This is a genomic window from Halovivax gelatinilyticus (assembly GCF_024300625.1).
GTDB classification, from domain to species: Archaea; Halobacteriota; Halobacteria; order Halobacteriales; family Natrialbaceae; genus Halovivax; species Halovivax gelatinilyticus.
Map to the genome: position 1 here is coordinate 2,226,013 of NZ_CP101322.1, position 17,571 is coordinate 2,243,583.

Sequence of the window (17,571 nt, forward strand, 5' to 3'; positions counted from 1 at the left end):
ACGACCGCAAGCCGGATCCTGAGTCGGTCGTAACTCCGGTCCCGCCGGTTTGATAATTTCGACTCGGGGAACCGACTCCCGATGATCACTCCGCCGCCGGATCGTATTCCTCGAACCACTCGGTCAGCGCCTCCAGGCGGTGGATGTGGCGTCCGGGTCGAGAGATGTTGTGGTGTTCGTCCTGGTAGATGAGGAGTTTCGCCTCCACTCCCGCGCGACGAGCGCTGACGTAGAGCTGTTCGGCCTGCGACGGCGGGCACCGCCAGTCGTTCTCGCCGGCCGTGATCAAAAGCGGCGTGTCTACGTGGTCGACGTCCTGGATGCTGGAGATCTCCCGGTAGGCGTCCGGGTTCTCCCAGGGGACGCCCATGTCGTTGACGTACCACTGGTGCATGTCCGCGGTGCCGAAGTTAGCGTAGAAGTCGTAGATGCCGTGTTCGGGCGCCGCGGCGGCGAAGCGGTCGTCCCGCGTGACGACGTAGAGCGTGTTGATCCCGCCCTGGGAGAAGCCGGAGATGAACAGGCGATCGGGGTCGGCCCAGCCGCGCTCGACGACGTGGTCGACGCCCGAGAGGATGTCGTCGGCCTCGCGCGGGCCCCACTCGCCGCGGATGGACTCCGAGAACGCCCGGCCGTAGGAGGTCGAGCCCCGGTAGTTGACGTTGAGAACGGCGTAGCCCCGCCCGGTCCAGTAGGCGTAATCGAACGAGAAGCCGGGCGCGTCGTAGGCGGTCGGCCCGCCGTGGACGTGACAGACGAGCGGGCAGGGGTCGGACGCGTCGGGTTCGAACGACTCCGGCAGGTAGACCAGCCCTTCGACCGTCTCGCCGTCGCCGTTTTCGAACGTCACGCGCTCGCAGGTGGGCAGCGCCGCCCCGTCGAAGAGTCCCTCGTTCACCGCGCTGAGTCGCGTCGGCTCCGCACCCGTATCGAGGTCGGCCGTCGGCAGTGCGAAGACGTCTATCCCCTCGTTCGGGTGGCTGAGGACGACGGCGGTCGTCTCGGGCGTCGCGTCGAAACTCGTCACCGTGCGACCGTCGCCCTGCGCGTCGAACACCCGCTCCGGTTCGTCCGTCCGGGCGTCGAGTCGAACCAGCCGGGTGCGCGCCTCGTCGCCGACTGTGGCCACGAGCGCGTCGTCGCCGATCCACTCGGGCGTTCCCGTCCACGAGACCGTTCGATCGAGCGAAGCCGATACCGACCACGTCTCACCGGCCGCCGGATTCGCCACGTGGACCTCCGTCGGATGGTAGGTGTTCGTCGGGTGTCCTGCCGCGTAGGAGAGCAGACTCCCGTCTGGAGACCACCGAAGCCCCATCGCGGTGACCTCGCCGTCGGTCAGCGTGCGGCGGTCGCTCCCGTCGGGTGCGATCGTGTGGACGTCCATCGCGTAGGTTTCGTCGGGATCGTCGCCGGCGTAGGCGACGAACGCGATCCGATCGCTCGGGCCCCACGCCGGCTGGAGGCCGACGTACGGTTCGCGCGCCCCGCGACCGACGGCCTCGTCGAGTCGGGTCGCGTCGTCTCGACCGAGGCCGACTCCGTCAGCATCGATCACGAACAGGCGCGTCTCGACGTCGTCGACGAACCCGTTTCCGTCCTGTTTGTGCTGGGTTCGGGTCACCTCGTACGGATCGTCGTCCTCGCGAACCCCCTCTATGTACGTGCGCTGGTCGTCGGTCGGATCCCGAGCCGAGACGACGAGTCGCTCGCCGTCGGGGCTCCAGTCGAACTCGCGGACGCCCTCTTCGAACGCGGTGAGCTGCCTCGCGTCGCCGCCGAGTGCGAGATCGAAGACCCACACCTGCGGTTTGGGCTCGTCGGACGAACCGGTCGGCGACCCCTCGTCCGGCTCTCCACCGTCGTCTCCCGTCTCGTCGTCATCCTCGGCCTCGTCACGTCCGACCGAAAGTTCGACGTCGCGATCACGCGTCGCGACGAACGCCAGTCGGTTGCCGTTCGGTCCCCAGGCGGGCGAACCGGCGTTCGCGACGCGGGTGAGCCGGTGGGGATCGCGGCTCCCGTCCCTCGGTGCGACGAACAGTGATCGTCGATCTTCGTCTTCGTCCGGATCGGATTCGGTGACGACGAACGCGACCCGATGGCCGCCGGGCGACAGCGCCAGGCTAGACGGTCTGCGAAGGTCGTATCGGTCCTCGAGCGAGAGCGGTTCGGACATACCGGAATCTCGCGGATGTCCCACTTCGGTGTTCTGGTCGGACTGGGGGATGGCTGTCTCAGCGGAAGATGCCGCCTTTGTCCTTCTTGCGCTCGTCCAGTTCGTCGAGCTCGTCTCGTAGTTCCGCGACATCGGACCGGATAGCGCTCACCGTCGTCGCGATCGTCTCGCCGTCGGTCGCCTCGCGAATCTCGGCGGGTTCTCCCAGCTGGTAGGCCAGATCTCGGTTCACCTGTTCGATCTGCTCGCCGAGATCGTCTACGACACGTTCGAGGTCGTCGATGCGATCGCGAAGGTGGTTCGTCTGCGTGCTCAGTTGTTCGACGTCGCTCGTCACGGGCGGATCGTACCGTTCGAATAGTCCGGCTTCGATGTGAGAGCGTGCGGACGTGGTAAACGAGTGGACCTTCGGCGGCGTCCGTGAGCCGTCGGGATCGCCGGTCCTCACGGACAGAAATCCGTACTCCCGTAGTTTTTCCCGGCGGTAGGCCACCTGCCCGTTGCTCAGGCCAGTTCGGTCACGGATCTCCGGTGTCGTCGCCTCGTTTCCGCGCTCGGAGATCGCTCGGAGCATGTCGATGCTTTTCGGATCGAGATCGTCGATAACCTGCTGGAGGGTTGCCATCGTCGGTCACCTTGGTTACCCTGACCGTCTACGACCCTATAATAACGCTGGAATTTACACCATCCACATTTTGGCACTGGCGTGTGCCATACTATGGGGAATTATTATGAACTATTAATAATTATGTTATAAAAACTATTGTTCATCGGCCGAAATCGGCTGAACGGTCCGCCGTGAAAGGTAAACAGTATTTCCGATATATCATCCTCCGAGCCATCGACTCGTTCGCAGTTCAGGTGCCACTATGCCAATCGAACTAACAGAATCCGAGTTCCACGCGACCCTCGCCGACAAACGACGGCGACTGATCCTGCGCTGTCTGCAGGAATCGGGAACGCCCCTGCCCCTGTCGACGCTCGCCGACCGTATCGCACGTTACGAGTTCACCGGCCCCTCGGAGGACGATCAGCGTGCGATACGAATCAGCCTCCATCACGCGCACGTCCCCTATCTAGAAGACCTGGGAATCATCTCGTACGATCGAGACACCACGCGCGTACGGCGTGGACCGAACTTCGAAAAACTCGTCGCCTGTCTCGAGTCGCCGACCGTAACGACCCCTCGAACCTACCAACCGAGTGATATCCCCACCGATGGACGGCGATACGGCTGAGGCGAACTCGTGGCCGTGGCAGTGTCTCACGTGCGACGCGGCCATCTTCCACGATGCGGAGCACTGCAGCCGGTGTGCTCCCTCCCGTACGCGCGCCACCCTGCACCGTCGATCGCCCGACGGATTCGTCCGATGGATCCGACGGGAGACGCTCCCCTCGCTGACGCTGAAAGTGTCCGCCATCGCCGTAATCGAACTGAGTCTCACGGCCCTCTGGCTCCAGTTGCTTCTCCATTGGCCGGACGCGCTGGCGGCCGGTCTCTCCTGAGTTGACGGGACCCGCGAACCCCGATCACTTCTGTCGGCGGAACGTCGACGCTCGTTCTGTGCCACCGGCGCGAGCTACCGAACCCGCGTCTGGTAGCCGAGCTACCGGAGATACTACTATCGTCTCGGGCAGGATAGCGAGTGTATGGCAGGACGCCTCGGTTGCGTCTCCGTTCGCTCGCGAGCGGGTTCGGAGAACGAGAGGAAGGGTTTCTCGAACGCGATCCGACCAGGACGTACGGTCAGGCGACCCGATCGACGACCGACCGTCGAACGCGCATCGACGTTCGATCGATCCGGCGAGATCGCCGCGGAGGGCTAACGTGCGACCGGTCGACGTCGTTCACCCGATCGAAGCCGGCGAAGTCCGCATAAAGCGGGCGCAGGTAGCCGGCCGGGGTCCGATCCTGGTCCGCCACTGGCGAACGATGCTGTCGAGGACGTGGACGAAGCCGTTGCCGGTCTACTGCTGGCTGGTCGACCACCCCGACGGAACGATCCTCGTCGATACCGGGCCGAAACCGACCGACGAGTGGTGGTACCCGCGACATCACGTCTACTATCCGCTTTCCTACCGGACTCGCGCTGGTCGGGGTGGCGGGCTCGAACGCGGGCTCGCTGAACTGGGTACGGCCGTAGCGGCGATCGACGCCGTCGTCCTCACGCACTGTCACCCGGATCACGCCGAGGGGCTCGAACTCGTCCCCGACGTCCCGGTCTACGTGGAAACCAACGAGGACGCCTACTCGCAGACGCTTCGCGGACGATTCTGGGGGGCACACCCGTCGTACACTCCGGAACGGGAGCGTGCAAAACCGGTAGTACTCTCTGACGAGTCGATCGGTCCGTTCGATCGGTCGTTCGCGCTTCCCGGCGTCGCCGGGGTGTCGATCGTCCCGACCCCCGGACACACTGCCCATCACTGCTCGGTCGTCGTCGAGGGCGACGGACCGACCGTTCTACTCGCGGCCGACGCCTGTCTCAGTCTCGACCAGCTGGAGACGGGGCGAGTCGACGGCGTCGCCACGCGAGGGCGAGCCGGCCGGTCGACGCTCGACCGGATCGCTCAGTGGTGGAGCGAAGACGACGTCATCGTGCTCCCGAGTCACGATCGACGAGGATACGATACCCTCATCGAGGCGCGAACTCGATGACGGCCGGGCTCGAATCACGAATCGACCACCGACCGTACCGCAGTCAGCATCCAACTACTCTCGTTCGTCGGGGGACGCCGTTTTCTGGGTTCACTCGAACACGCCGACCACCGCTCCCGGAGGACGACGGTTATCGTGATTGGTACGTGGCCGGCCGATTCAGTCGAGATTCGACTCGCTCGGTAGCCGCATGATCGAGAGCCAGAACTGCTCTAATTCCCTGACCGTCGAGATGAACTCGTCGGGATCGACCGGCTTCGTGAGGTAGCCACAGGCACAGAGCTCGTAGGATTTAACGACGTCCGTTTCGGCCTCCGAACTCGTCAGGACGATCACCGGAATGCGCCGACGTCTCGGGTCTTCGTGTAGCTCCGCCAGGACCTCGTCGCCGTTCTTTCGCGGGAGGTTGAGATCGAGCAGGACGAGATCAGGGATCGGAGCGTCTTCGTACTCGTTTCGCTGGAAGAGAAAGTCGAGCGCCTCGACTCCGTCGTCGACGACGTGAAGCGTGTTGGTGATTTGACCGTCTTTGAACGCCTCTTTCGTCAGCCGTACGTCACCGGGATTGTCTTCGACGAGGAGAATGTCCGCCGGTTCGGCGGCGTCGTGTGCGTTCATTACGTCCTATGCGACCGGCCGGTAAAATGAGCGTGTTGGCTGTTCATCGCGCTTGCGTCGGTTCTCGACCCGAATCGTCACGCGGTCGTCCCGATCGCTCGTGTCGAACTATCTGGATGGGTGGGTTCCTGCGAGCCGGATTTTTTAGGACGCTCTGCGAATCGATTCGTATGACCGACGGCGACTTCGACGCTGGTGCCCTCGAAGCGTACCTGGCCAGAGAGTGCGACATTGCCGGCTCGGAAACGACGGTCCTCCACGACGGACTCAACCTGTCGGTCGCCCTCTCGACGCCTGAGACAGACTGCGCGTACGTCCTCCGTCGTCCTAACAAGTTCCGCGAGATGGACTCGTTCAACGACGTTTCGACGGAGCACGCCATCCTCGAACGTCTCCACGAAACGTCGATTCCCTCGCCCGAAGCGGTCGCGTGCTGTACCGACGAGTCGGTGCTCGGCGACCCGTTCCTGGTGACGACCTACCTCGCTGGCGAGTCCGTCCCGCTGGGAGCGGACCTGCCCGAACGATTTCGGACGCCGGCCGCACGCGCTCGGTTCGCCGCGTCGGTTGTCGAAACGATGGCGACGCTCCACACGGTCGACGCGGATCGGTTCGCGGACGTCTGTGACCGTCGGCCCCTCGGAGCCCAGGTGGAGACGATCGTCTCGCAGTTCGAAGACGCCTTGGCCGCAACCGGTCACGAACACGCGCAGCTCCGGCGGGTCGCAGACTGGCTCCGGGCGAACGCGCCGACCGACGCGACGACGGCGCTCGTCCACGGCGACTACCGACCGGCGAACCTGCTCGTTTCGGACGATCGGCCCGAAATCGCGGGCGTACTCGACTGGGAGACGGCCTTTCTCGGCGATCCGTTGGTCGAACTCGGCTACCTGCTGCTCCGCTTTCGGGACGCGGACGATCCGTCGCTCCCGGTGGACGAACTCGCATCGCGATACGCCGATAGCGAGGCGATCGCTGACGTTCAGGCGATCGACGAGCGCGGACTCGCCCCGTACACGAGCGACCCCGGCAGTCCGACTCGCGCGGAACTCGTCTCGCAATACGAAGCGGATACCGGCTATCGCTTCGAAAACGAGCGGTTCTACCGGGCGTTCGCCGCGTTCATCCTCGCGGCCGTCTGGGAGGACCTCGAGCGAACCGCGCTGCAAGCTGGCGGCGAGGCCGCGCGCGGGCCGTACATCGACTACCTGGGGCTTCTCGCGACGGCCATCGTCGACGGCGACTTCGAGCTGTAGGTCCGGGAGATCGATCGTCAGCCGTCGAAGCGCAGCAGTCGCAGGCCGATCAGGCTGACGAGCACCGTCGATCCCTCGTGACCGACCACCGCGACCGGCAGCGGGATGCCGGCGGTGAGGATCGCGACGATCATGATGGCGATGGCGCCGAAGGCGATCGAGAAGTTTACGTACAGCGTTCGTCGGGTCTCCCGGCTGAGCGCGAACGCGTAGGGGAGCCGGTCGAGCTTGTCGGACATGAGGACGATGTCGGCCGTCTCGAGCGCCACGTCGGTTCCGGCGCCGCCCATCCCGACGCTGATGTCGGCCGTGGCGAGGGCGGGCGCGTCGTTGACGCCGTCGCCGACCATCGCGACGGCCTCGTGGCGTTCCTGGAGCATCTCGACGTGTTCGACTTTCTCCTCGGGGAGCAACTCGGCGTACACTTCGTCGATCCCGAGTTCGTCCGCGATGGCGCGAGCGACGCGCTCGTTGTCGCCGGTCAGCATGACGATCTGCTCGACGCCGCGTTCGCGCAGTCGCGCGATGGTCTCGGCGGCGTCGGCCCGAATCGTGTCGGTGAACGCGAGCCAGCCGAGAACGCGCCGGGTGTCGCCGCTCTCTTCGACGACGAGGACGCTCGTCCGTCCGGACGCCTCCAGTTCGCGAACGGCGGAGAGTCCCGCCTCGAGCCCGCCGATCGAGCCCGCCAGTTCCGTCTCGACGTAGCGCTGGTTTCCGACGTGAATCGTCCGACCTCCGACCGACGCGTGGACCCCTTTGCCGACGACCGCCTCGAAGCCGGTCGCAGCGGGGATTTCGAGCGAGCGCTCGCGGGCGGCCTCGACGGTCGCCTCGGCCAGGTGGTGTTCCGATCGGGACTGGACGCCGGCGACGAGTGAAAGCAGTCGGTCGTCGGTCAGCGACTCCCCGTCGACGCGGACGCCGTCGCGAGCGCGCGCCTGCGTCAATCGTGTATTTCCTTCAGTCAGCGTCCCCGTCTTGTCGAACGCGATCGCGTCGACGTCCCCCGCGGTCTCGATGTGTTCGCCGCCTTTGAACAGGACGCCCTGTCGACCGCCGGCGGAGATCGCCGAGAGCACCGCCGCCGGGGTCGAGATGATGACCGCACAGGGCGAAGCGGCCACCATGAGCGTCATCGCCCGGTAGAACGTCGGCTCGAACGCGTGGGCGAAGAGCGCGATCGGCAGGGCGATCGCGACCGCCGTCATCGCGAGGACCGACAGCACGTAGGGCTGTTCGAATCGGTCGATGAACTGCTGTGTCGGCGCGCGTTTTTCCTGGGCCTGCTCGACCATGTGAATGAGCCGGGAGATGGCCGACTCCTGGGCCGGTTTCGTCACTCGAACCTCGAGGCTTCCCGTTTCGTTGATCGTTCCGCTGAACACCTCGTCGCCGGGCTCTTTGGGGACCGGGACCGACTCGCCGGTCAGCGACGACTGATCGACCGTGCTCTCGCCGGATTCGACGACCCCGTCGAGCGCCAATCGATCGCCGGGTCGAACGACGAACACGTCGCCGACCTCGACGTCGTCGATCGGGGTCCGCACCTCCGTTCCGTCGCGTAGCACCTGCGCCGCGTCCGGACGCATCTCGATGAGCGACCGGATCGCCGTCCGCGACCGGCCGATCGCGTACTCCTCTAAGACGCCCGAGAGCGAGAACAGAAAGAGCAACATCGCCCCTTCGAACGGCGCGCCGATGTAGAGCGCACCGAGGGCGGCGAGGATCATCAGCAGGTCGATCTCGACCGCCGGCTCCTGGATCGTCTCGACGCTCGCTTTGAGGCCGTACCAGCCGCCACAGACGTACGCGACCGCGTAGTTCGCCCACACGAACGCCTCCGGCGCGCCGAACCAGCTACCGAGCAGTCCGCCGAACATGCCGACGAACGTGAGGGCGACGAAGAGCGCCTGGCGCCTGACGACCGGTCGGTTCGCCGGGGACGTCGATCGATCGGCGGTAACCGACACCTGGCCGGGGGCCGTCTCCATGCAGGTGGATTCTCGGTCGGCGTGGTTAAGCCTTCGTCTGGCGATGAGTCTCGACAGTCGCCGGTACGCCTCGGCGGCCGTCGTACGTCCGCGAGCGTACTCCACGAAGGCGCTCGCGACGCCTTACGCGCACTCGCGCTCGATGAGCGTCGTCTCCCGCGGTTCCTCGTAGGTTCCGTCGATCGGGCTCGGCTGGCTGACCATGGTGAACGAGACCGCCTCGACGCCGTCGTCGTGACGCTGCGTAGCTTGCGTGCACGCCCACTCGACGTAGCGTTCGGCGACGACGGGCGCATCGTCGTAGCTCGAGCTACGGACCGTCTCCGCGAACTTTCGGTGTCTGAACGAGTCGTGCGTCGCGGCCGCGTCGGGCGGTCGATCGGTCAGAACCTCGCCGCCGTCGACGGCGTCGACGACCGTCCCGTCTTCGAGTTCCGCCGCGCTGACGTACCAGGTGTACGTTTCCGACGGATCGGGGGCGTACAGCCCCCAGTGCTGTTCGTCTGGCGCCACCGCCTCGATTTCGCTCGGCGCGTCGTAGTCGGTCGCGTTGGTCGCGCTGAAGAGCAGGATCCAGCAGAGGACGAGGACGCCCGCAACCGTCAGGAACGACCGGCCGAACGCCACCGCGAACGACGCCGTCGACGCGTTGCCGTTCCGCCGGAGCCGGGCGAGCGCGCGTCGTTCGACCGGGGTCGCGGTGAGCGGTCCGGGGACGGCCGCCGGTATCCGCCCCGTCGCCGATTTAACTCGCTCGGGAACGAGTCTGGCCAGCCGATCCCAGAACGGTGTCGTGAGAAACGGAACGACGGAGGCGGCGAGCACGTAGGGAAAGAGCCCGACGGAGAGCGTCAGCGCCATCCCGGCGAAGGCCCCGATGTAGCAGAGCGCGACCAGTGCGCGCAGGCGACCGGTCGTGCCGAGGAGCAAGAGCGCCGATCCCGAGAGCAACGCGACCCAGAGCCACGTCCCCAGTTCGAGCAGGGTGGCGTACTGATCGAGGTGGTTGCCGAGCAGGATCGTCATCTCGTCGTTCGCCATCGCGATCTCGACCGCCTCGCCGGCGAACCAGGTGTCCCCGTCGCGTTTTTGGAGGGCGTTCGCGGTGAACACCGCGACGGGCTGGACGAGCAGCGCGGCGACCCCGACGCCGGCGACGCGCGTTCGCGCTCGCCCTCGCCGGAGGGCGTCGACCGACCACCGCTCGCCCAGCGGCGTCACGAGTGCGACGAACAACACCACCCTGAGCAACCGATCGCCGCCGTTCAGGAGGGCGGGGTTACGGGCGTGGAGCGAAACCAGCAACACGAGCGAGACGACGGCGACGAGTCGCGTTCGGTACCCACAGACGAGCGCGATCGCGAACGCGGCCGCGACGGCGAACAACGCCACCTGGACCCACAGCTCTCCCGAGAGCGCGTGGATCGAGTAGCCGTCCCACAGGGAGGCCGTCTCGTAGGACGCACGCGGGTAGGCGCCGTCGTCGGTGTAAAACGTCGAAATATCGCCCGCTCGGTGGGCGAGATCGATCAGAAGTATCACTCCGAGGGCGATCCTGAGAGTGGCGAGCGCTCGCGTATCTACGGTGGCTCGCTCGCGGATCCGTCGGCGAATTCGGTCGAGTGGCTTCGGCGTCGAGTCGACCGATTCGTGCGCGGTGGCCGAGTCGTCGGAAGCGGTCGCTTCGTCGCGTGGAGGGCTGGCGGAGGGCACTGACGACCGCCGATTCAGATGGCTGTTTGATAAGTCTTCTGTTGAGTGAAAACTCCCGTTAATGTAAACGCGCTCTCGATAGACTGATCTCGTCGATGTAGGGAGAACCCTGTAGTCACCTACGTCGATGTAAGTAGAACTCTGTAGTCACCCACGACGATGTAGGTAGATTCCTGCAGTCACTTTCGGTGATGGGCGTATGATCCTGTATCCACCGGTCGTGCGTGCTGCCAACAAGCATATACCGTGAACTGGTGAACCGGTGCCTGCGGGCACGGCGTCTGTGGTTGCCATCCTGAATTCACCTACGCCCGTTGGTGCCCGCTTTTTCGTCCGTTGGGTAGCGATGATGCCAACCATGTACGCACCGCCTACGTCGTCGATCCCGGCCAATCCTTTTTCGAGAGACGCCACGTACGAATCGTATGGCCGATCGAACCGCGTCGACGGCGGTCGGATTCAGCGGCTCGATGAGCTGGGTGTTCGGCGGTGCCGTCGGCGGACTGGTTGGATCCGCGCTGTTCGGACTCGCGCTCTGGCTGGTCCAGCCGACGATCGTCACCGAAACCGTTCCGCAACTATACGGGGTGGATCCGGGAGCCGCTGGGTGGGCGTTCCATCTCGCTCACGGCGTCGTCCTCGGCGTCGTCTTCGGCTTTCTGGTAACGCGTCCTCTCATCCTTGGAACGCTGAGTGCGGACGTCGAGACGGGGTTCATCGCGGCGATGGGGCTCCACACCCGGTTCGCGCTTGCCGGGCTCGTCTACGGGCTGGCCGTCTGGGCCGTCCTGCCGGTGATCGCCCAGACGCTGTGGGTCGTCCTCGGCGGGTTCGCCGATCCCGTCTTCCCCGCCGCCGCGTTCGAGACCCTCGTTGGTCACCTGCTCTACGGTCTGCTCCTGGGCGGACTGTTCTCGCTGTTCGTCGCTGTTGGTCCTGAATCCGCCGCGGCCGAGTCCCCGTTCGACGAGGCCGTGGACGGGGGCCGCGACGGTCGGTAGTCGGCCCGTCTCGACCGACGGCGACTCTCGCCGACTCGTACCGTCGACGGTTTTGTCCGATCACTCTCGAACCGCCCGGACGACGTTCGACTGCGCGCACTGTTCCATGAAACCGCCCGCCTCGAACTGTACTGTAATAGTATCTGTCGTGAACTACGTTTCACAAAACAGTTTTCTCCCTGACGACGAGAGAATTCGCATGATTGGGGCCACGATCGATTCGAGGAAGACGACGCCGATCCGACGGCGTCGGTTGTTGGGACTCGGTGCGGTGGCCGTCGCGCTGGGGCTGGCCGGGTGTACTGGCGGAGACAATGGTGCCGACGATGACGATACGACCGCCGACGACCCTGATTCCGACGACGGTGCGGGTGACGATCCGCTCACGCCCGGCGAACTCGATGCGGAGGCGTCCGCGTTCGTCGAGCGCCTCCACGAGGGATCGTTCGAGGGCGCCGAAGCGGCCGTCGCCGAGTTCGCCCGCTCGGATCTCGACGCTGACACGCTCGAAGCCGCGTGGACGCAGTTGCTCGCCGCGCGCGGCCCGTTCGAGGGGATCGTCGACGCTACCTACGGCGGAACATCTGACGGATTCCATCGGGTGACCGTTCAGGCGAACCTGGCGGACGGACCGCAGGACTTCGAGGTCTCGTTCGTCGACGGAACCGACGAGGTGGCCGGCTTCTTCATCCCGCCGATGGCCGAGTGGGACGTGCCGGACTACGTCGACGAGGACTCGTTCACCGAAGACGAGATAGCTCTCGACGCACCCGAGGACTGTTCGCTCGGCGCGACGCTCTCGATACCAGAGGGTGACGGCCCGTTCCCGGGCGTCGTCATCGTCCACGGAAGCGGCCCCGTCGATCGCGACGCGACCGTCGGTCCGAATCGGACCTACAAGGAACTCGCGTGGGGACTCGCCTCGCGTGGCGTCGCCGTCTGTCGGTACGACAAGCGGACGTTCGCCTGTGACGTCGATCTCGCGAACGCGACGATCGACGACGTGACCACGGAGGACGCGCTGACCGCGATCGACGTCCTGCGCGACCAGGACCGCGTCGATTCCGCCGCCGTGTTCGTCGCAGGACACAGTCTTGGCGGGACGCTCGCTCCCCGTATCGCCGACCGAGACGGCGAACTGGCCGCCATTGCGATGCTCGCACCGGCGGCGCGATCGGTCGCGGACATGCTCGACCAGCAAAACCGCCACCCGTTCGAACTCGACGGCGAACTGACTGCCGAGGACGAAGAGCGACTCGCCGAGATCGAGGCGACGACAGATCGCATCCGTTCGCTCGATATCGGGGACGACGAGGTTCTCTTCGATCTGGGCGGCCGCGAGTACTTCGCGTCGCTCGAGTCGTACGACCACGTGGAGACGGCCGCCGAACTGGACGTTCCCGTCCTCCTCGCGCAGGGCAAGCGAGACTGGCAGGTGACGGCTGACGGCGATCTGCCGATCTGGGAGGAGGCGTTGGCCGACGATCCGGACGTCGAGTTCGCCGTCTACGATGACCGCAATCACCGCTTTCAGGTGAGCGAGGGTGCGATGACGATGGCGGAGTATCACGAACCGGAATCGCCGCTCGCGGCGCCCGTCGTCGAGGACGTCGCCGCGTTCGTCGACGACTACGCGAGCTGATCGCCGAGCCACGGCGAGCGCCGAACCGGGCGTGTTATTCAGGCAGGTGATTCACCCGTATTCGCCCCGCATCGCGCTCATGGACGAACCCCACGTCGAGAGACGAGCCACGAGCGCGCCGCCGGCGACCGTCGAGCCGCCCGAAACCTTCGACGAACTCGGTCGCCGTCGCGCCGAAACCGAGCGGGTCGCCGTCGAGTGGGCGATCGACGAACTCGCTGACATCGTCGCCGAGCAGGGGACGGATCTCGACCCGATGATCGAGTACGCCCGCCGATCCAGAAAGAGTCTCCCCGACCGCCACCGACGCGCCTACGATGCGATGGCGGAGGCGTTCGACGTGGACCGCGAGCTCTACGACGTCTACGTCTTCGCGTACGCGGAACTCTGCGAGGCGCTCGCGGACGGTCCCGGACGAACCGAGAAACACCCGGCGGGCGCGTCGGCCGGTCTCGGCTGTACGAACGTGCTCGTCTCACCGGAGGCGAGCGCTCCATCCGGACCCGTTTCGTCCACTCGGTCCGGATCCAATCTGACCGGAGCGACCGGAACCGATTCGACCGCTCCGGCCGGAACTGATTCGTTCACCCCGACCGGTCCGCTCGTGCTCAAAAACCGCGACATCTCGGGGCGGGGTTGCCGACCGAAGTCGGTCATCGAGCAGCCGCCGATCGAGGGCTGCTTCGGCCTCCTGACGGTCGATACCTGCGGGACGGTCTCGATCTTCAAAGGGGTCAACGATCGGGGTCTGGTCGCGGCGAACACGCAGATCGAGAGCGAGCGTGACGACGTCGATCCCGAAGAACAGCGACGTAACGGCACCATCATCCGCGAACTGCTAGAGGAGTGTGCGACCGTCGAGGCGGCCCGTCGATCGCTCGACTCCGTCCCGACGAGGCGTCTCGGCGGACAGACACTGTTTCTCGCCGACGAGACCGACGCCGTCGTCCTCGAGATCGATCCAGTGACCGAGACGATCGCCGCCGACGAGGGCCCCGTCGCGACGCGGACCAACCACTTCGTCTACCTGCGATCGACCCAGACGGAGAGTTCGACGACGAGACGGGAGCGGACGCTCGACCGGCTGGGAGGTGAGAAGACGGATCGACCGACCCCGGTCGACCGGGGGACGCTGTGGGAGCTCGCGGCCGACCACGCTCACGGACCCGGCGACCGGTCGGTCTGTCGGCACCCGGAACCGGAGACGGACGAACCCCACGCCTTCGGTCAGCTCACGACCGCGAGTGCGGCCGTCTTCGAGGGCGGCACGCCGGAGATCGAGTTTCTGTTCGGAAATCCGTGCGAGCGAACGCCGACGAGGGCCGCCTTCGGCGACGAGCTGCCGCGCGCCTACCGGTCGGGGGAGCGGTGGCTGGCATCGCAGCCGTCTGACGTCGTCTCAACTGCCGGTATCGAACGGTGACGTCGCCTAGTCGTCGCTTCGGGCCGGCACTCGATGTCGTGCACGCGTGAGATCGGCTTCGAGCTGTCGCGCCGCGTCGAGTCGCAGCCGCTTCGCCCGTCGCGTCGTGAGGCGGGCGTCAGTGTGCTGGTTCGCGAGCGGCTCGAACGCCGACGGATCGAATCCGAGCGACCGCAGGTACGTGCGAACTCGCGCGTTCGACAGCCCGTCGCGAATCGCCGCGTCGGTGATCGATTCGACGGTCTCGAAGGCGGGAAGCTGCCGTCCGTTCGTCTGCCGGTCGTCGGTCCCGTCCGACGCGACGACGGTGGTTCCGCGTTGGTCGGCGTCGACTACGAATGCGCGGACGGCGTCGGTGAGCCGAAGTATTTCGCTCGGCAGCGTCGCATCGGGCGAGCGCCACTCGACGGTCGGCACGGCCGTTCGCAATCGGACCGGGGTCCAGACCGCGTCGTAGGGATCGAACGCCGCCTCGAACTCGGCGGCGGCGACGCCGCGACGGAGCGCTCGCGATTTGAACGACTCGTAGGCGTCGTCGAGTTTGCGCTCCCACTCGTCGACGCTGTCGACGTAGGGCCAGAGTTGACCCTGCCGGGGACAGCGCTCGTAGCACGAGCGCCGGTAGAGGTAGGGCCTGGCGCACTCGATCAGTCGCTCGCCGCGGTAGTACGACGAGCTGTTTACGAGCGCGAACGCGGGGTCGATCGCGGTCAGCGCGTTCAGTTGATCGGCCGGATTCTGCCGTTCGAAGTGGACGTGCGTGCCGACGCAAACGCGCGCGTCGTCGAACGTCGGGCCGACGATCCGGCGCTGGAGGTCGGTAGATTCCTTCTCGCGATACGGTATCTCTGCGGGAGGGGCCGAAAGCGGCGTCGCCAGCGGGACGAGTCGACGCCCCCGATCGCGGGCGGCGTCGACGACGGTCTCGATTCGATCGAGAAACTCCGCGCGTAGCTCGGCCATCGACGAACAGGGCGACGTTTTGATCTCGATCACCGGCTCGACGAATTCCGGGACGATCCAGTCGGCGACGTCGAGCAACGGATCGGACGACACCAGGTCGCCGTCACCGTCGACGACCCAGTACTCTACTTCGAGGCTTGTGTTCATGGATGTCTCCGTTCGAAACCGCCAATTGGCCCGACGAACGTTGTCGGGCCGATCACGTTGATTCGGGCGCCACGAACGCACCCGGCGATTCGTGGCTCGTCTCAGTGTACGGATAGATCGGTAAGGCGAGTTCACTGGAAGCCGTTGAGCTTGCGCACGCAGGGCATCCGCGCCGTTGGTTCGACGGAACCGCCTCGCCGTCGTCCGATTCCGAACGACCTCGCCGCGTCGAATTCGTGCGAATTCGTCGGTCACCCCATGGCGTCAACGCTACCCGCTCGTCCAGCGACGGGCTCGCCGAGCAGGCATAGCCACCGACAACGTTGTTCCGCTTCGCTTCCTATGTAGGTTGGGAACATAACACATGAAACGTCTCGATTCGATCGTACAGACTGGGCGCCGGATCGTCACGAAGGCGCTCGGTCCCCGAAACCAGAGTTTGAACCGCTGTCCCGGTTGCGGCAGGACGGTCAGTGCCGCGGGCGACGTCTGCAACTCGTGTACGAATGTACCCGAGCAGAACTGGGGCGGCTGAGCGAACGACCCCGACCGGCGGAGACATATTTTCGGCTCCGGTAGGCTAATATTCCTTCGGCGGTGTACGTATCGTGTCGGCAGCCCTGCAAGGCATCACAACTGGGGATCGGTTCGACGCAACGCGTCGACCCACTGCCGACCATTTCTACCACCAATTCGAGTTCCACAGCTACTCGTATCGACCGGCCACTGTTCCAGCCGACGGATCGGACCGGCTCGCCTGGACGCCGATCTGAATCGAATCCGTTCGGAACCCGGCCTCGCCCAAACCGAGTCCTACAAGTACGACGCCTCGAAATACCTCCGCAAGGTGACCCTGATGTCGAGTACGGAACTTGCGATCGGCGTGGCGACGATCGGCGGCATAGATTCGATCTACCTGATCACGATGGCCGCGACGGCCTTTCTCTTCGTCTCCATGGCGTTCTTTACGGTCATCGCCGTCGGACCCTACGTCAAACCGTCGTCGCTCACCGAAGGACAGAAAAACGCCCTCATCGGCGTCGGCACGGCCGTCGTCGGCGCGACCTGGATGCTCGGCGTGCTGACCGCCGCCGGGAATTTCTAACAGCGAACTTTTTCTGCGTCGGGTTCGCCGAAGGCGAACCACTCCTTGAAAAATTTCGATGAAAAAGGGCCGTCTCCGCGGGCTACGCCCGCTCCGACGGAACAGTGCATCGGACGACCGCTCCGCTACCGCACCGTCGCAACCGCCCGCATTGCATTCCGAAAAATCTGATTTCTGGATCCCGATTCGGTTTGTGTCCGCTCCATCGGTACAGCACGCCGAACCGACCGCCCCGCTACCGTACCGTCGTGACCGCCCGGGCTGCGTTCCGAATGAGCAAATTCTCCGCCGGGTATTGGATTGTAGGTCGCGTGACCGCAACTTCGAGCGTTCGCCCGTTCCCGAACCGATAGAACGGCCGGTAGATTTCTTGGTGGGTCGGTGTGAGGTCTGCGTATGACGTTCGTCGTTCCGTTCGATGGCTCTGACCTCTCGGGAGCCGCGCTCGCCAGGGCTGGCGCGTTCGGCCGGGTCCTGGACGAACCCGTGTGTGCAGTGAGCGTAATTCCGGTCGACAACCGGGACTACGCCCGCGAACGTGGCTGGCTCGAACCCGACGAGAACTTCGATCTCCAGTCGATCGTCTCGCGTCTTCACGAACAGGTCACGGCGCGGTGTCCGAGTGCGGATTTCAACCACAGTGTCGTCGACCGGTACGCGCCACAGGGCTCGATCTCGCTTCGCCTTCGCCGGATCGCGAAAGACGTCGACGCGTCGATGGTGTTCATCGGGAGTGAGAACGCCGGTCGACTGGTCTCGTCGATGAGCAGCGTCGGCAGCGGCATTGCGGCCGACGACGCCTACGACGTCGTCATCATCCGACACCCCGGCCCGTCGAAGGTCGCCACCCTTCGAGATCGGTAACGACGGA

Annotated in this window: 16 protein-coding genes; 10 read left to right on the forward strand and 6 right to left on the reverse strand. The window is 65.4% G+C overall.

The window, feature by feature from the left end:
- Window positions 1-85: 85 nt before the first annotated feature.
- Together NKH31_RS10505 and NKH31_RS10510 are read right to left on the reverse strand one after the other, a co-directional pair.
- Complete coding sequence (locus NKH31_RS10505; protein ID WP_254861748.1) at window positions 86-2,179, reverse strand: S9 family peptidase; 2,094 nt, start codon at window positions 2,177-2,179, stop codon at window positions 86-88.
- 58 nt (window positions 2,180-2,237) lie between these two features.
- Window positions 2,238-2,804, reverse strand: a complete 567-nt coding sequence (locus tag NKH31_RS10510; RefSeq protein WP_254861749.1) for a winged helix DNA-binding protein — start codon at window positions 2,802-2,804, stop codon at window positions 2,238-2,240.
- 244 nt (window positions 2,805-3,048) lie between these two features.
- Between NKH31_RS10510 and NKH31_RS10515 the strand changes: the two genes are divergently transcribed.
- From NKH31_RS10515 to NKH31_RS10530, 4 genes are all read left to right on the forward strand, one after another.
- Window positions 3,049-3,417, forward strand: coding sequence for a DUF7344 domain-containing protein (locus tag NKH31_RS10515; RefSeq protein WP_254861750.1), 369 nt, complete (start codon window positions 3,049-3,051; stop codon window positions 3,415-3,417).
- Window positions 3,398-3,685 (forward strand): hypothetical protein, encoded by a 288-nt coding sequence (locus NKH31_RS10520; protein WP_254861751.1) that lies wholly within the window; start codon window positions 3,398-3,400, stop codon window positions 3,683-3,685. The genes NKH31_RS10515 and NKH31_RS10520 overlap by 20 nt, the downstream gene beginning before the upstream one ends.
- 144 nt (window positions 3,686-3,829) lie before the next feature.
- Window positions 3,830-4,006 carry a hypothetical protein gene (locus NKH31_RS10525; protein ID WP_254861752.1) on the forward strand — a complete coding sequence of 59 codons (177 nt, stop codon included), beginning with the start codon at window positions 3,830-3,832 and terminating at the stop codon, window positions 4,004-4,006.
- Between the two features lies 1 nt (window position 4,007).
- Window positions 4,008-4,838 carry an MBL fold metallo-hydrolase gene (locus NKH31_RS10530; RefSeq protein ID WP_254861753.1) on the forward strand — a complete coding sequence of 277 codons (831 nt, stop codon included), beginning with the start codon at window positions 4,008-4,010 and terminating at the stop codon, window positions 4,836-4,838.
- 159 nt (window positions 4,839-4,997) lie between these two features.
- Here the strand turns inward: NKH31_RS10530 and NKH31_RS10535 are convergent, their stop codons facing one another.
- Window positions 4,998-5,456: a response regulator gene (locus tag NKH31_RS10535; RefSeq protein ID WP_254861754.1), complete on the reverse strand. Its 459-nt coding sequence runs from the start codon at window positions 5,454-5,456 to the stop codon at window positions 4,998-5,000.
- A 170-nt stretch (window positions 5,457-5,626) separates the two neighbouring features.
- Here NKH31_RS10535 and NKH31_RS10540 point away from each other — a divergent pair, with 170 nt between their 5' ends.
- Entirely contained in the window at window positions 5,627-6,712 is a 1,086-nt protein-coding gene (locus NKH31_RS10540) for a phosphotransferase family protein (protein WP_254861755.1), read from the forward strand.
- Between the two features lie 17 nt (window positions 6,713-6,729).
- Here NKH31_RS10540 and NKH31_RS10545 read toward each other — a convergent pair whose 3' ends face one another.
- Both NKH31_RS10545 and NKH31_RS10550 read right to left on the reverse strand, forming a co-directional pair.
- Window positions 6,730-8,706, reverse strand: a complete 1,977-nt coding sequence (locus tag NKH31_RS10545; RefSeq protein ID WP_254861756.1) for a heavy metal translocating P-type ATPase — start codon at window positions 8,704-8,706, stop codon at window positions 6,730-6,732.
- A gap of 123 nt (window positions 8,707-8,829) precedes the next feature.
- Complete coding sequence (locus NKH31_RS10550; protein ID WP_254861757.1) at window positions 8,830-10,419, reverse strand: HTTM domain-containing protein; 1,590 nt, start codon at window positions 10,417-10,419, stop codon at window positions 8,830-8,832.
- A 425-nt stretch (window positions 10,420-10,844) separates the two neighbouring features.
- On the opposite strand from NKH31_RS10550, the gene NKH31_RS10555 reads away from it, so the two are divergent.
- From NKH31_RS10555 to NKH31_RS10565, 3 genes are all read left to right on the forward strand, one after another.
- Entirely contained in the window at window positions 10,845-11,420 is a 576-nt protein-coding gene (locus NKH31_RS10555) for a hypothetical protein (protein ID WP_254861758.1), read from the forward strand.
- A gap of 199 nt (window positions 11,421-11,619) precedes the next feature.
- Window positions 11,620-13,062 (forward strand): alpha/beta hydrolase, encoded by a 1,443-nt coding sequence (locus NKH31_RS10560; RefSeq protein ID WP_254861759.1) that lies wholly within the window; start codon window positions 11,620-11,622, stop codon window positions 13,060-13,062.
- A gap of 79 nt (window positions 13,063-13,141) precedes the next feature.
- Complete coding sequence (locus NKH31_RS10565; protein ID WP_254861760.1) at window positions 13,142-14,485, forward strand: C45 family autoproteolytic acyltransferase/hydrolase; 1,344 nt, start codon at window positions 13,142-13,144, stop codon at window positions 14,483-14,485.
- Between the two features lie 6 nt (window positions 14,486-14,491).
- Here NKH31_RS10565 and NKH31_RS10570 read toward each other — a convergent pair whose 3' ends face one another.
- Window positions 14,492-15,595, reverse strand: a complete 1,104-nt coding sequence (locus NKH31_RS10570) for a glutamate-cysteine ligase family protein (protein ID WP_254861761.1) — start codon at window positions 15,593-15,595, stop codon at window positions 14,492-14,494.
- Between the two features lie 856 nt (window positions 15,596-16,451).
- Between NKH31_RS10570 and NKH31_RS10575 the strand changes: the two genes are divergently transcribed.
- Window positions 16,452-16,700, forward strand: a complete 249-nt coding sequence (locus tag NKH31_RS10575) for a hypothetical protein (RefSeq protein WP_254861762.1) — start codon at window positions 16,452-16,454, stop codon at window positions 16,698-16,700.
- A gap of 396 nt (window positions 16,701-17,096) precedes the next feature.
- On the forward strand, window positions 17,097-17,564 hold the full coding sequence (locus tag NKH31_RS10580; protein ID WP_254861763.1) for a universal stress protein: 468 nt from the start codon (window positions 17,097-17,099) through the stop codon (window positions 17,562-17,564).
- Window positions 17,565-17,571 lie beyond the last annotated feature (7 nt).

Bases quoted from the DNA above. Each gene is read 5' to 3' on its own strand.
- NKH31_RS10505 (WP_254861748.1), bottom strand. From the start codon at position 2,179: ATGTCCGAACCGCTCTCGCTCGAGGACCGATACGACCTTCGCAGACCG.
- NKH31_RS10510 (WP_254861749.1), bottom strand. From the start codon at position 2,804: ATGGCAACCCTCCAGCAGGTTATCGACGATCTCGATCCGAAAAGCATC.
- NKH31_RS10515 (WP_254861750.1), top strand. From the start codon at position 3,049: ATGCCAATCGAACTAACAGAATCCGAGTTCCACGCGACCCTCGCCGAC.
- NKH31_RS10520 (WP_254861751.1), top strand. From the start codon at position 3,398: ATGGACGGCGATACGGCTGAGGCGAACTCGTGGCCGTGGCAGTGTCTC.
- NKH31_RS10525 (WP_254861752.1), top strand. From the start codon at position 3,830: ATGGCAGGACGCCTCGGTTGCGTCTCCGTTCGCTCGCGAGCGGGTTCG.
- NKH31_RS10535 (WP_254861754.1), bottom strand. From the start codon at position 5,456: ATGAACGCACACGACGCCGCCGAACCGGCGGACATTCTCCTCGTCGAA.
- NKH31_RS10540 (WP_254861755.1), top strand. From the start codon at position 5,627: ATGACCGACGGCGACTTCGACGCTGGTGCCCTCGAAGCGTACCTGGCC.
- NKH31_RS10545 (WP_254861756.1), bottom strand. From the start codon at position 8,706: ATGGAGACGGCCCCCGGCCAGGTGTCGGTTACCGCCGATCGATCGACG.
- NKH31_RS10555 (WP_254861758.1), top strand. From the start codon at position 10,845: ATGGCCGATCGAACCGCGTCGACGGCGGTCGGATTCAGCGGCTCGATG.
- NKH31_RS10560 (WP_254861759.1), top strand. From the start codon at position 11,620: ATGATTGGGGCCACGATCGATTCGAGGAAGACGACGCCGATCCGACGG.
- NKH31_RS10565 (WP_254861760.1), top strand. From the start codon at position 13,142: ATGGACGAACCCCACGTCGAGAGACGAGCCACGAGCGCGCCGCCGGCG.
- NKH31_RS10570 (WP_254861761.1), bottom strand. From the start codon at position 15,595: ATGAACACAAGCCTCGAAGTAGAGTACTGGGTCGTCGACGGTGACGGC.
- NKH31_RS10575 (WP_254861762.1), top strand. From the start codon at position 16,452: ATGTCGAGTACGGAACTTGCGATCGGCGTGGCGACGATCGGCGGCATA.
- NKH31_RS10580 (WP_254861763.1), top strand. From the start codon at position 17,097: ATGACGTTCGTCGTTCCGTTCGATGGCTCTGACCTCTCGGGAGCCGCG.